We start from the raw sequence: 13929 nt of genomic DNA on the forward strand, positions 1-13929 counted from the left end.
GCCTAGCTCTGGGTGGTGTGGGTCAGGACGCCGTTCTGGTGCGGGAGTTGGGCCCCGATGGCCGGGGGTGGCTCGTACTGGAGGAGCAGCATGGCCGCGTCGTCGCCGAGTTGGCGGCCGACGTGGCGCACCACGTCCTCGTGCAGGCGCTGCAGGACGTCCGCCGGGCGGCCGTCGGCGCAGCGCGGGAGGCGTTCGGCGAGCGGGTAGAAGGTGCCGGAGCGGTCGCGGGCCTCGATCACCCCGTCGGTGAACAGCAGGACCCGGTCGCCGGGCCGCAGCGGCACCCGGTGCACCGGCGGCCGGACGTCGGCCGGGTCGAGGACGCCCAGCGGCGGTACGGTCTCGGCGAGTTCGAGCGGCCGGACGTCCTCGCCGCGCAGCAGCAGCGGGGCGGGGTGGCCGCAGTTGACCAGTTCGGCGGTGCCGTCCGCTCCGACGCCGATCAGCACCAGGGTGACGAACTCCTCCTCCACTCCCGGGTGGTCGTTCTCGTGCAGGGCCCGGTCGAGACTGACGGCCAGCCAGCCGGCGACCCGGTCCAGCGCGGGCTCCTGGTGCGCGGCCTCACGGAAGGCCCCGAGGACGGCGGCGGCCGTCTCGACCGCGCCGAGGCCCTTGCCGCGGACGTCGCCGACCACGGCCCGTACGCCGTGCCGGGTGTTGACCACCTCGTACAGGTCGCCGCCGATCCTGGCGTGCGCGGCGGCGGCCTCGTAGTGGACGGCCGCCCGGACGGTGCCGACCCGCTCGGGGACGGGCCGCAGCAGCACCCGGCGGGCGATCGAGGCGACGAGTTGGGCGTCGGCCAGCGCCCGCTCCTGGCGCAGCCGAAGGGTGGCGCTGACCCAGCCGATCGCGGCGACCAGCAGGATCGCGAAGACGCTGGCGGTGTGCACGGACTGGTCGAGCGTGTCGCTGCGCAAGGCCATCAGGAAGGCCACCGCCTCGGTGAACAGGCCGATGGCGAGCGGGTACCAGGTGCGGTGGCTGACCACGGCGGCCAGCGCGGGGACGGCGGTGAGGGCCGGTTCGACCGTCACCTCGGTGTTGCTGACGTAGTCGAGGGCGACGATCAGCGCCATGCCGATGAAGGGCAGCGCGAGCGCCGTCCTCGGCCAGGTGCCGGTCACGCCTGGAGCGGGTCCCGGGGTCGGCCCGGTGAACCGCTCTCTGATCCATCCGGTCGCGCTCAACGTCGTTACTCCAGCAGAAGACGCCGGTGCCCGGGGGCACCTGCGGTGATGACTGAGGGTCAGGGAATGCGGGCCTCGCTGGCGGCCGGAGCACGGGGGTTGACCGGTTACCGACCCCACAATAGGCGCGAAACGTGCATGACGCACAGGTTTCGGGCGTTGCCGTGATGACTTGAATGCTCTGCGTGACTCATTCTTCACTGTTCCCGATCAGGAGCCGTTCCAACTCTTTTCGGTCGGGAAGTCCTGCCGGACGGACGATCCGCCCGCTGCGGACGTACAGGAAGGACGCCGTGACCTGCTCCGGCGGAACGCCCGCCTGCTCGGCCCAGGCGATCCGGTAGACCGCGAGCTGCAGCGGGTCGGCGGTCTCCTCGCGGTGGGTCTTCCAGTCCACCACTTCGTAGCGTGACGCGCCACCGGTTACCGACGACACGTCACCGTCCCGGTAGACCGCGTCGATCCGGCCGCGCACCACCCGCCCCCCGAGCACCAGGTGGAACGGCGCCTCCACCCGGTGGGGCCGGCGCTGGGCGTACGGGGTGCGCAGGAACGCCGCCTTGAGCCGCTCCAGGTCCTGCTCGTCCTCGATGCCGTCGTCGTCGGCGCCAGGCAGCGCGCCGGGCTCGATCAGCAGCAGCGGTTCGATCCGGGACTGCACCCAGGCGTGGAAGCGGGTGCCGCGCCGGGCGGCCGGCTGCGGCGGACGCGGCATCGGCCGGGCCAGGTCGTGCGCGAAGCCGTCCGGGTCGGCGGCCAGCCGCAACAGCTGGGTGGCGGACAGCGCGGCGGGCAGCGGCACCTCGCGGGCGGTGCGCCGGGAACGCTCCAACTCGCCCAGCAGCGCGGCGAGATCGCGGTCCCAGGAGGCCACCTGGCGCTGGTCCTCGGCGGCCATCGGCTCGGGTTCGGGGGCGGGCGCGCCGGCCAGTCGGGCGTGCACCACCGCGGCGACCCGGCGGCGGGCGTGCTGGGCGGCCGGGTCCAGCGGAAGCGGCCAGGGACGCTCGACGGGGGCGGCCAGCGCCGGGTTCTCGGCGCCCTTCTCCGGCTGCTCGGCCCAGCGCTCGACCTCCCCGGCACCGGGGAGGTCGCAGTGCTCGCGCAGCTGCTCCAGGAAGACGGACGGGCCGCGGACGGTCTTCTGGCTCGGCCCCCACCAGTGCCCGGAGGCCAGCAGCAGCGTGCGCGGGCGGGTGAACGCGACGTAGCCCAGGCGCAGCTCCTCGGTGCGGGAGTGCTCGGCCAGCTGCTGCTTGAACGCGGTCATGGACTTGCCGTTCCACCCGCCGCGCACGTCCGGCAGGGTGGCCGCGTCGCCGCGCAGGGCGTGCGGGAGCACCCTCTTGGTACTGGTCCAGCGCTCGCGCGCGGTGCCGGACGGGAAGGCGCCCTTGACCAGGCCGGGGACGGCGACGACGTCCCACTCCAGGCCCTTGGACTTGTGCGCGGTGAGCACCTTCACGGTGTCCTCGCCGCCGGGCAGGCTGCTGTCCAGGCCACGCTCGTACTCCTGGGCCGCGCGCAGGAAGCCGAGGAAGGCGGCCAGGCCCGGGTCGCCGTCGAGGTCGGCGAAGGAGGCGGCGACGTCCAGGAAGGCGTGCAGGGTCTCGCGCCGCCGCGCGGCCAGCGCCTGCGGGGAGGCGGCGAGTTCGACCTCCAGGCCGGTGACGGCCAGCACCCGGTGCAGCACGTCCATCAGCGGGTCGGCGAGCGAGCGGCGCAGGTCGCGCAGCTCCTGGGCGAGGCGGGCGAGGCGGACCCTGGCCTCGGCGGAGAACGGCAGCTCGTCGGGCTGCTCCGCGTCGAGGAAGGTCTCCACCGCGTCGGCGAGCGAGACCACCTCGGTGGGGTCGGCCTCGGCGACGGCCGCCGTCAGCGCCTCGACGCCCTCGGGCCGGTCGGTGCGCACCAGGTCGGCGGCCCGGCGCCCGAGCAGGGCGAGGTCGCGCGGGCCGATCCGCCAGCGCGGGCCGATCAGCAGGCGCACCAGCGCGGCGTTGGCGGTCGGGTCCTGGAGCACCTCGCAGACCGCCACCAGGTCGGCCACCTCGGGCAGTTGCAGCAGTCCGCCCAGGCCCACCACCTCGACCGGCACCTCGCGGGCGACTAGGGCCGCGTGGATGTCCGGGAAGGCCGCGCCGCCGCGGCACAGCACGGCGATCCGGCCGGGCGCGGTGCCGGTGCGCACCAGGTGGGCGATCGAGTCGGCGAGCCAGTCGACCTCCTCGGCGTGGGTGGGCAGCAGCGCCGCCCGTACGAAGCCGTCCCGCTCCGCGCCGGGGGCCGGGCGCAGCGCCTCGACGCCCTCGTGCATGGCCCGCAGCGGCGCGGCGAGTTCGTTGGCGAAGGCGAGCAGCCGCCCGCCGCTGCGGCGGTTCTCGCTGAGCGCGTAGCGGGCGGCGGGGCTGCCGTCGGCCTTCGGGAAGTGCCGGGGGAACTCGTCGAGGTTGGCGACGGAGGCGCCGCGCCAGCCGTAGATCGCCTGGCAGGGGTCGCCGACGGCGGTGACGGGGTGGCCGGTGGCGCGGTCGTCGGGGCCTGCGGTGTCGGGGCCGGCGGCTTCGGGGCCGGCGCCGAACAGGCCGGCGAGCATCAGCCGCTGGGCGACCGAGGTGTCCTGGTACTCGTCGAGCAGCACGACCCGGAACTGGCCGCGGAGCAGGTCGCCGACCTCGGGCCGCTGCTGGGCGAGCCGGGCGGCGGCGGCTATCTGGTCGCCGAAGTCCATCAGCCCCGCGGCCTGCTTGCGGCGCCGGTAGTCCTCGACCAGACGCAGCAGCTCCAGCCGGGCCCGGGCGGTGACGGGCACGGCCCGCAGGTCGTCGTTGGTGAGCTTGACGGTGGCGAGGGTGTCCAGCAGGTCCTCGTCGTGGGCGCGCAGGACGTGCGGTTCGACCAGGTGCTCGGCGAGTTCGCCGTCCAGCGCGATCAGGTCGGCGACCAGGTTGGCGAAGGTGCCGGTGAGCGCGGGGAACGGGCCACGGGCGGTGCGCAGCACCTTGGCGGCGAGCTGGAAGCGGGTGGCGTCGGCGAGCAGCCGCACGTCGGGTTCGACGCCGATCCGCAGGCCGTGCTCCTTGAGCAGCCGGCCGGCGAAGGCGTGGTAGGTGGAGATCTCCGGTTCGCCGAGCGGCTCCGCGTCGTCCTCCCCGGCGACGCCGGCTCTCAGCAGGGCGGCGCGCACCCGCTCGGCGAGCTCGCCGGCGGCCTTGTTGGTGAAGGTGAGGCCGAGCACCTCCTCGGGCCGTACGGCGCCGGAGCCGACCAGCCAGACGACGCGGGCGGCCATCACCGTGGTCTTGCCGGAGCCGGCGCCGGCCACGATCACGGCCGGTTCCAGGGGGGCGCCGATGGCCGCCATCTGCTCCCGGTTGAACGGGATGCCCAGCAGCTCCTTGAGCTGGTCGGGATGGCTGAGCACGGCGGTCACCCCGCAACGTTAACCGGAGCGGCGGACAACCTTCACTCGACGAGTTGCGCCCCGTCCCGCTGGGCGGAGCAGCTGCGGCGGAAGGCACAGCGGTCGCAGCCGCCGCCGGTCTGCGGGACGAAGCGCTCGGCGAGGACCTTGCCGGCCGCGGCGGCGAGCAGGTTCTCGATCCACGGCTCGCCCTCCGGCGGGTCCTGCCGCTGCACCTTGGGGGCGTCCTGGGCGGCCTTGGCGGCGGGCTCGCGCAGGTGGACGAGTTCGGCGCCGCCGGTGGCCGGGGGGCGGTCGGCGAAGCCGGGCAGCTCGTTGAGCGCCCCGGCGCGGACGGCGAGCTGGTAGACGGCGAGCTGCTTGTGCTCGGGCAGCGACTTGTCGGTGGGGATCTGCTTGCCGGTCTTGAAGTCGACCACGTAGGCGCGCCCGGCGGTGTCCTTCTCGACCCGGTCCATCGAGCCGCGGATGCGCACCGAGACGCCGCCGACGTCGAGGGTGACGTCGAAGCCGTGCTCGGTGGCGACCAGGTCGCGGCCGCGCTCCAGCACGTGCCAGTTGAGGAAGCGCTCCAGGGCGGCGCGGGCCTCGGCCTTCTCCTGCTGGGACTTCCAGGGCGCGTCGAAGGCCAGCGCGTCCCAGACGGTGTCCAGGCGTTCCATCAGGACGGCGAGGTCGGCGGGGGTGCGCCCGGAGCCGACCTCGTCGGCGAGCGCGTGCACGACGTTGCCGAAGCCCTGGGCGGCGGAGCCGGCGACGCGGGCCTTGACCTCCTTGTCCAGGAACCACTGCAGCGAGCAGCTCTCCAGCTGCTCCAGGCCGCTGCCGGACAGCCGTACCGGCAGGTCGGCGCTGCGCAGCGGCTCGGGGGCGGCGGTGGGGTCGTCCAGGCCCCACCAGCGCTCGGGGCGGGCGGCGGGCACCAGCGGCAGGCCCTCGTCGTCGGTGGCGGCGGCGAGGACGGCGAGCCGTTCGGCGGCGGCCCGGCGCAGTTCGGGCGAGCGGGCCGGGTCGACGGTGACGGCCCGCAGTTCGGCGATCAGCGCGGGGACGGACAGCGGGCGGCGCGGGCGGTGGGTGACGTCCTCGACGGTGACCGGCGGGGTGCGGCGCACGACCCGGCCGGTGCGCGGGTCGACATCCTCGCGGTAGAGCTCGCGCAGGAAGCGGGAGGGCTCGTCGCCGTCGTCGGCGGGGGCCTTGACGGCGGTGACGATCAGCCGCTCCCTGGCGCGGGTCGCGGCGACGTAGAAGAGCCGGCGTTCCTCGCCGAGCAGGGCGCCCGGGGAGAGCGGTTCGGCGAGGCCGTCGCGGCCGATCCGGTCGGCCTCCAGCAGGGAGCCGCGACGGCGCAGGTCGGGCCAGAGGCCGTCCTGGACGCCGGCGACGACGACCAGGCGCCACTCCAGGCCCTTGGCGCGGTGGGCGGTCATCAGCCGGACGGCCTCGGGGCGCACGGCCCGCACGGTGAGGGTGTCGGCGGCGATGTCCTGGGCGTCGAGCTCGGCGAGCAGGTCGAGGGCGCCGCGGTGGCCGGTGACCTGCTCCTCGGCGCGGGCGGCGGTCTCGAACAGCGCGCACAGCGCGTCGAGGTCGCGGTCGGCGTTGCGGCCGGCGGCGCCGCCGCGCAGGGCGGCCCGCTCCAGGCGCTCGCGCCAGCGGCGGCTGCCGTCCCACAGCTCCCAGAGCGCCTCCTCGGCGGTGCAGCCGCCGGCCAGCCGCTCGCGGACCTTGCGCAGCAGGGTGCCGAGGTCGCGGGCCCGGCGGGCGTGGGCGGGGTCGAGGGCGACCAGCCGCTCGGGCTCGGCGAGGGCCTCGCGCAGGAGGTCGCCGGCCGGGCGCGGGGCGGCGGGGTTGCCGTCGGTGCGCAGTGCGGCGCGCTCCTCCTCGCGCAGGGCGCGGCCGAGGCGGCGCAGGTCGGAGCCGTCGAGGCCGCCGAGCGGGCCGGTGAGCAGGGCGTGGGCCAGCTCGGTGGTGAGCGGGTCGGGCGTGTCCGGGTCGCCGTGCCGGTCGCGGGCGGCCTGCTCGGCGCAGACCCGCAGGGCGAGCAGCAGCTGGGCGACGGCCGGCTCCTCGCGCAGCGGCAGGTCGTCGCCGTCGATCTCCAGCGGGACGCCCGCCGCGCTGAGCGCCCGCCGGACGCCGGGGATGGAACGGGCGCCGGCCCGGACGAGGACGGCCATCTCGCCCCAGGGCACGCCGTCCTCCAGGTGGGCGCGGCGCAGCAGGTCGGCGATCGAGTCGAGTTCGGCGCCGGGGGTGGGGTAGGTGTAGACCTCGACCCGGCCGCCCTCGCGGGAGGGCAGCAGCGCGCGGTGCTGGGCGAGCTTGTCGGCGGGCAGCCGGCCCATCGGCATCCGCCGGGCGATCTCCCGGGAGGCGGCGAGCAGGACGGCGCCGGAGCGGCGGGAGACGCGCAGCACCTTGACGTCGGCGGGGCCGCCGTCGGCCCGGCGGAAGGTCTGCGGGAAGTCGAGGATGCCGTTGATGTCGGCGCCGCGGAAGGCGTAGATCGACTGGTCGGGGTCGCCGACCGCGACGAGCGCCCGTCCGTCCCCGGCCAGCTGGCGCAGCAGCCGGACCTGGGAGGGGTCGGTGTCCTGGTACTCGTCGACGAACACCACCTCGTAGCGCCGCCGCAGTTCCTCGCCGACCTCGGGGCGTTCGGCGAGCAGCACGGCCCGGTGGACGAGTTCGGCGTAGTCGAGGACGCCGCGCAGGTCGAGCACGTCGAGGTAGTCGGCCAGGAAGTGCGCGGCGGCGGCCCAGTCGGGGCGCTGGACGCCCTGGGCGAAGCGCTCCAGTTCGGCCTCGCCGAGGCCCAGCTCGCGGCTGCGGGCGAGGACGGCGCGGACCTCGTCGGCGAAACCGCGGGTGGTCAGGCAGGCCCGCAGGTCGAGCGGCCAGTGGATCCGGGAACTGCCGAGCCGGGCGTCCTCGGCGCCGCCGGCCAGCAGTTCGCGGACCATGACGTCCTGTTCGGGGCCGGAGAGCAGCCGCAGCGGCTCGGCGTAGTCCTGCGGGTCCTGGTGGGCGCGCAGCAGGGCGTAGCAGAAGGAGTGGAAGGTGGTGGCCTGCGGGGCCGCGGCCGAGGCGCCGAGCCGGCCGGACATCCGGTCGCGCAGCTCCATCGCGGCCTTGCGGCTGAAGGTGAGGACGAGGATGCGCTCGGGGTCGGTGCCGTCCTCGATCCGCCGGGCGACCGCCTCGACCAGCGTGGTGGTCTTGCCCGTCCCGGGGCCGGCGAGCACCAGCAGCGGGCCGCCGTCGTGCTCGACCACGGCGCGCTGGTACTCGTCCAGCACCGGCGGGGCGGGCTGGACGAGCGGGCTGCGCACGAGCCGGTACGGAGAACTCACTGAACGGATCCTGGGGTTGTGCTGGAGGCGTGGTCGAGCGGGCCCGCCGGGGCCCGCCCGCATCGAGCCTACGATCCTGCCCCGTCAATCCCGTCCGCGCGGCGGATTCCCCGGAAGCTCCCGGCCGTCCCAGCGGGCCCGCCGCAGGTCGACCCGGGGCGGGTCGGCGAGCTCGCGCAGCGGGGTGCCCTCCTCGCCGTAGTGGGCGAGGGCGCGGTGCTCGTGCCCGGGCAGGAAGCGGCCGTCGGCGCGGATCACCCGCCACCAGGGGACCGAGCCGCCGTACAGGGCCATCACCCGGCCGACCTGCCGGGGGCCGCCCTGGCCGAGGTACTCGGCAACGTCCCCGTAGGTCATCACCCTGCCGGGTGGAATCCGCTCGGTCAGGTCGAGCACCAGTTCGGCGAAGGGTGGCAGGGCGTCCGGGAGGCCGTCGTCTGTTACGTCCGTCACCTGCGGCATTCTTCCTCACCGGCGCGCGCCCCAGGCCCCGTACGAACGATCCGCCGCGCCCGATCCGCCCCCTGTCCAGCACGGGGCGCCAGGGCATGCCACCATCTTCGGGGCGGTGAGTGGTGATACGAGGACAAGACCAGATGACCGGGACGGCTGACGTGGGCGTGGACAAGGACTCCGACGAGTCCGCCGCCGCCGTACCCTCGGCTCCCGGTGGAGGGCCCGCAGCCGGGCCGACCCCGGAAGTCTCCCTGATCAAGGACCTGACGATCAAGACCCCCGCGCCCACCGAGGCCCCCGAGGAACCCGCCGAAGCCGCCGAAGCCGCCGCGGCCCCCGGGGAACCGACCGTCCCCGCCCCCGCCGGCGAGCCACCGGCCCGGCGCCCGCTGCCGGACTACCACGACCCGCTGGACGACACCCCGCACCTGGACGTCGACGAGCCGCTGCTCGCCGCCCGGGCGCACCGCCCGTCCGACCTGATCCGCTTCCTGGCCGGCGTCTGCGGCATAGTCGCCGTCTTCGTGCTGGCGGGCATCGCCACCTCGACCACCACCGGCATCGAACAGGACATCGCCACCAACGCGCCGCACTTCTCCGCGGTGCTCTCCACGATCACCGGCCTGCTCTCCAGCGTCGCGGTGCTCGCCGTACCGCTGGCCTTCGCGGTCGAGCGGCTGATCAAACGCGACGGCCTGCGGGTCGCCGACGGCGTCCTCGCCTCGGTGCTCGCCTACGGCGTCTCGCTGGGCATCGACTGGTGGGTGGCCGAGGGCGCCTCCGACCACATCCGGGACGCGCTGACCCGGCTGCCGATGGACAGCAACGGCACCCTTACCGACCCGGTGCACGGCTACCTCGCCCCGGTGATCGCCTACATGACCGCGGTCGGCATGTCGAGCAGACCGCGCTGGCGGGTCGCCCTGTGGGTGGTGGTGGTCTTCAGCGGGATCACCGAACTGCTCGGCGGCTACACCACCCCGCTGTCGCTGCTGCTCACCGTCCTGATCGGCTGGTCCGTCGCCTACGGCACGCTGTACGCGATCGGCTCCCCGAACATCCGGCCCACCGGCCAGCACCTGATGATCGGCCTGCGCAAGGTCGGCTTCACCCCGCAGAGCGCCCACCGCGCCCCGGACGCGCCCGGCGGCACCCGCCGCTACTACGTGACCCAGCAGAGCGGCCCGCCGCTGGACGTCCACATCATCGACCGCGAGCAGCAGGCCTCCGGGTTCTTCTACCGGGCCTGGCGGCGGCTGCGGCTGCGCTCGGTCGCGGTGCGCCGCAGCCCGCAGTCGCTGCGCCAGGCGCTGGAGCAGGAGGCCCTGATCGCGTACGCGGCGGCCGCCTCGGGCGCCCGCGCGCCGCAGCTGGTCGCCACCTCCGAGCTGGGCCCGGACGCCGCGATCCTGGTCTACGGCAAGGTCGAGGGCCGCATCCTGGACGAGCTCTCCGACGACGAGGTCACCGACCTGGTGATGGCCTCGCTGTGGGAGTCGGTGGCCGCGCTGCACGAGCGCCGGATCGCCCACCGGCGGCTGACCGGCGAGTCGCTGCTGGTGGTGGACGAGAAGACGGCCTGCCTGGTCAACCTCTCCGGCGGCGACATCGCCGCCACCGACCTGACCCTGCGCATCGACGTCGCCCAGCTGCTCACCACCTTCGCGCTGCGGATCGGCCCGGAGCGCGCCGTCGCCACCGCCAACGCGGTGCTCGGCGCCGACCGCGTGGCGCAGGCGCTGCCCCTGCTCCAGCCGGTCGGGATGAGCCGCTCCACCCGGATCGACCTCACCCGGCTCGGCAAGGAGCGCAAGGCCGCCGCCAAGGCCCGGGCGCTGGAGCAGGTCGCGGCCGGCGAGCGCACCCAGCAGCAGGCCGAGGAGGACATCGCGGCGGCCGGCGAGGACCTGCTGAGCCGCATCCGCGGCCAGATCCTGCAGATCGCCCCCGAGGCTCCGATGGAGCCGGCCAAGCTGGAGCGGCTGAAGCCGAAGAGCCTGATCATGGTGATCGCGCTCACCTTCGCCGCCTACCTGGCCCTGACCACCATCAAGCCGGCCCAGCTCAAGCTCTCCCAGATGGACTGGGTCTGGGCCGCGGTGGCCCTGGCGGCGGCCGCCTTCAGCTACGTCGCCGCCGCGATGAGCCTGACCGGCTTCGTCCCGGAGAAGCTGCCGTTCCGACGCACCGTCGCGGCCCAGCTGGCCGGCTCGTTCGTCAAGCTGGTCGCGCCCGCCGCGATCGGCGGCATCGCGCTCAACACCCGCTACCTGCAGAAGGCCGGCATCCGCTCGGGCCAGGCGGTGGCCTCGGTCGGCGCCTCCCAGCTGGCCGGCCTGGCCGGGCACCTGCTGCTGCTGTTCAGCTTCGGCCTGATCACCGGCAGCCAGACCAACGGCGACCTCTCCGCCTCCCGCGCGGTGATCATCGGCGTGCTGACCGCCGCCGTGCTCGCCCTGGTGGTGGCGGCGGTCGCGCCGCTGCGCCGGTTCGTCCTGGGCCGGCTGCGCTCGCTGTTCTTCGGCGTCGTCCCGCGGATGCTCGACCTGATGCAGACGCCCAGCAAGCTGGTCACCGGCTTCGGCGGCATCCTGCTGCTGACCCTGTCCTTCACCGCCTGCCTGGACGCCTCGGTGCAGGCCTTCGGCGGCAACGTCAGCTTCTCGGCGGTCGCGGTGGTCTTCCTGACCGCCAACGCGGCCGGTTCGGCGATCCCCACCCCGGGCGGCATCGGCCCGGTCGAGGTCGCCCTGATCGGCGCCCTGACGGTCGCGGACGTGTCGCCGGCGGTCGCCACCCCGGCGGTCTTCCTCTACCGGGCGCTCACCTTCTGGCTGCCGGTGCTGCCGGGCTGGATCTCCTACAACATGCTGCAGCGCCGCGGCGCGCTCTGAGCCCGGAGACGCGGAAGGGCCCGCCGAGGCGGGCCCTTCGCCGTGTCATGCCTCAGACCGACCGGCACATGGTGGGTGGATGAAGGAGCGGCGTCCGGGCCGAGTCTGGGCGGTGCCGACGAGGGAGTAGCAGCGGAGCTGCGGCGACTGAGGAGAAGCCGTCCAGGCGACAGCCTGGGCGTCGCGACGCCGCCCACCATGTGTCGGTCGGTCTTAGTAGACCGGCTTGTGCGGCTCGATCTGGTTGACCCAGCCGAGCACACCGCCGCCCAGGTGGACGGCGCTCGCGAAGCCGGCCGCCTTCACCACGGCCAGCACCTCGGCCGAGCGCACGCCCGACTTGCAGTGCAGCACGATCTTCCGGTCCTGCGGCAGCTTCTCCAGGGCGTCGCCCATGAGGAACTCGTTCTTCGGGATCAGCACCGCGCCGGGGATGTTGACGATCTCGTACTCGCCGGGCTCGCGGACGTCGACCAGGAAGATGTCCTCCTTGTCGTCCTGCCACTGCTTGAGCTGCGCCGAGGTGATGGTCGAACCGGCGGCGGCGGCCTGCGCCTCCTCCGACACGACGCCGCAGAAGGCCTCGTAGTCGATCAGCTCGGTGACCGTCGGGTTCTCGCCGCAGACCGCGCAGTCCGGGTCCTTGCGGATCTTCACCTGGCGGTAGTTCATCTCCAGGGCGTCGTAGATCATCAGCCGGCCGACCAGCGGGTCGCCCACGCCGGCCAGCAGCTTGATCGCCTCGGTGACCTGGATCGAGCCGATGGACGCGCAGAGCACGCCCAGCACGCCGCCCTCGGCGCAGGAGGGGACCATGCCCGGCGGCGGGGCCTCCGGGTAGAGGCAGCGGTAGCAGGGGCCGTGCTCGGCCCAGAACACGCTGGCCTGGCCGTCGAAGCGGTAGATCGAGCCCCACACGTACGGCTTGCCGAGCAGCACCGCGGCGTCGTTCACCAGGTACCGGGTGGCGAAGTTGTCGGTGCCGTCGACGATCAGGTCGTAGCCGGAGAAGATCTCCAGGACGTTGGAGTTGTCGAGGCGCTCCTCGTGGAGGATCACGTCGACGTAGGGGTTGATCTCCTTCACCGAGTCCCGCGCCGACTCGCCCTTGGAGCGGCCGATGTCCGACTGGCCGTGGATGATCTGGCGCTGCAGGTTGGACTCGTCGACCACGTCGAACTCGACGATGCCCAGTGTGCCGACACCGGCGGCGGCCAGGTACATCAGCGCGGGCGAGCCCAGGCCGCCGGCGCCGACGCACAGCACCTTGGCGTTCTTCAGCCGCTTCTGCCCGGCCATGCCCACGTCGGGGATGATCAGGTGGCGGGAGTACCTGCGGACCTCGTCAACGGTGAGCTCGTCGGCCGGCTCGACCAGGGGTGGCAACGACACGGGGACTCCGATGGGTGTCTTGTTCAGGTGGCCAGGACCACCCTCGTGGCGGGGTCGCTGCTCCGCCGCGCGGGTGGCTCCTTACGCCAACAGTGTCATGCCCCTCCGGTATTCCGAGACAGCTCGTCCGATGGGCGAGACGCGCGGCGTCGGATCGTGGGACCGCCCGCCGGGCCCCGGAAAGCGCCCCGGGCCTGTGCCGACAGGCCCGGGGCGCTTTCCGGCGTCCGCTCAGACCCGGCAGGCCGTCTCCAGCCAGACGTCCCCGAGCGACTCCTCCAGCGGTACCTGTGTCCGCCAGCCGAGACGGTCCCGGGCGGTCCGCACGTCCGCCTGCCGCCACGGCACCGGCTCCCCCGCCGCGACCCGGCCCTCCGGGCGGTGGCCCGGCAGGTGGTGGCCGGGCAGGTGGTCGCCGCCCGGCCCGCCGACCTGCGCGGGCAGCAGGACCTGCCGGTTCTCCTCGACGATCGCCCCCTCGAATCCGGACGCCCGGACCAGCAGCTGGGCGGCGTCCCGGGCCCGGACGGCATGCCCGCTGCCGATGTTGATCACCCCGGTGGCGGCCGACACCGCCGCCGCCTGGATCGCCCGCGCGACGTCCCGCACGTCCACGAAATCCCGGTATCCGGACAGGTCCGGCATGCGCACCTGGGCCTCGTCCCGCTCCAGCGCCCGCCGCAGCCCCTCCGCGAGCCGCCCGAACAGCGAGGCGGTCGGCGCCCCCGGGCCCACCACGTCGAACACCCGCAGCACCGCCGCGTCCAGGCCGGAGGCCAGCACCAGCTCCGTCCCGGCCAGCTTGGACACCCCGTACGGGCCGACCGGCCGCGGCTCGGCCTGCTCCGACACCGGCACCCCGCCCGGCACCGGGCCGTACTCGGCGGCCGAGCCGACGTGCACCAGCCGGGCCGGCTCCCGGCTGCGCCGGATCGCCTCGCAGACGGTGGCGACGGCCAGCGTGTTCGACCGGATCAGGGTCCGCGAGCTGCCGTAGGTGGCACCCGCGCAGTTGATCACCACCTGCGGCGCGACCGCGTCCAGGAACCGGGCCAGCGCACCCGGACTCCCGGTGGTCAGGTCGAAGCGGATGTCGGCCGAGTCGCGCCGGCCGAGCACCGTCACCTGCAACTCCTGGTCCATCAGCAGACGATCGGTGACCCGGCGGCCGATGAAGCCGTCGGCGCCCAGCAGCAGCACCCTCATCG

Annotated in this window: 7 protein-coding genes; 1 reads left to right on the forward strand and 6 read right to left on the reverse strand. The window is 74.4% G+C overall.

Annotated elements, in window-relative coordinates; all coding sequences use genetic code 11:
* Positions 1-2 precede the first annotated feature (2 nt).
* The 4 genes from ACIOJE_RS06400 to ACIOJE_RS06415 all read right to left on the reverse strand — a co-directional run bounded on the left by ACIOJE_RS06400 (position 3) and on the right by ACIOJE_RS06415 (position 8441).
* Positions 3-1133, reverse strand: coding sequence for a PP2C family protein-serine/threonine phosphatase (locus ACIOJE_RS06400; protein WP_280676317.1), 1131 nt, complete (start codon positions 1131-1133; stop codon positions 3-5).
* 253 nt (positions 1134-1386) lie between these two features.
* On the reverse strand, positions 1387-4629 hold the full coding sequence (locus ACIOJE_RS06405) for a UvrD-helicase domain-containing protein (protein WP_400773717.1): 3243 nt from the start codon (positions 4627-4629) through the stop codon (positions 1387-1389).
* Between the two features lie 32 nt (positions 4630-4661).
* On the reverse strand, positions 4662-8042 hold the full coding sequence (locus tag ACIOJE_RS06410; protein ID WP_400773719.1) for an ATP-dependent helicase: 3381 nt from the start codon (positions 8040-8042) through the stop codon (positions 4662-4664).
* 21 nt (positions 8043-8063) lie between these two features.
* The gene (locus ACIOJE_RS06415) at positions 8064-8441 is read right to left on the reverse strand and encodes an MGMT family protein (RefSeq protein ID WP_400773721.1); all 378 of its coding nucleotides are present in this window, start codon (positions 8439-8441) and stop codon (positions 8064-8066) included.
* A 134-nt stretch (positions 8442-8575) separates the two neighbouring features.
* Here ACIOJE_RS06415 and ACIOJE_RS06420 point away from each other — a divergent pair, with 134 nt between their 5' ends.
* Positions 8576-11329, forward strand: coding sequence for a lysylphosphatidylglycerol synthase transmembrane domain-containing protein (locus tag ACIOJE_RS06420; protein ID WP_280676335.1), 2754 nt, complete (start codon positions 8576-8578; stop codon positions 11327-11329).
* 213 nt (positions 11330-11542) lie between these two features.
* On the opposite strand, the gene moeZ is transcribed toward ACIOJE_RS06420, so the two are convergent.
* Entirely contained in the window at positions 11543-12721 is a 1179-nt protein-coding gene (gene moeZ, locus ACIOJE_RS06425) for an adenylyltransferase/sulfurtransferase MoeZ (RefSeq protein WP_400773724.1), read from the reverse strand.
* A 231-nt stretch (positions 12722-12952) separates the two neighbouring features.
* Entirely contained in the window at positions 12953-13927 is a 975-nt protein-coding gene (locus ACIOJE_RS06430) for an NAD-dependent epimerase/dehydratase family protein (RefSeq protein WP_280676339.1), read from the reverse strand.
* Positions 13928-13929 lie beyond the last annotated feature (2 nt).

The sequence above is a fragment of the Kitasatospora sp. NPDC087861 genome (assembly GCF_044742585.1).
Taxonomy (GTDB): Bacteria; Actinomycetota; Actinomycetes; order Streptomycetales; family Streptomycetaceae; genus Kitasatospora.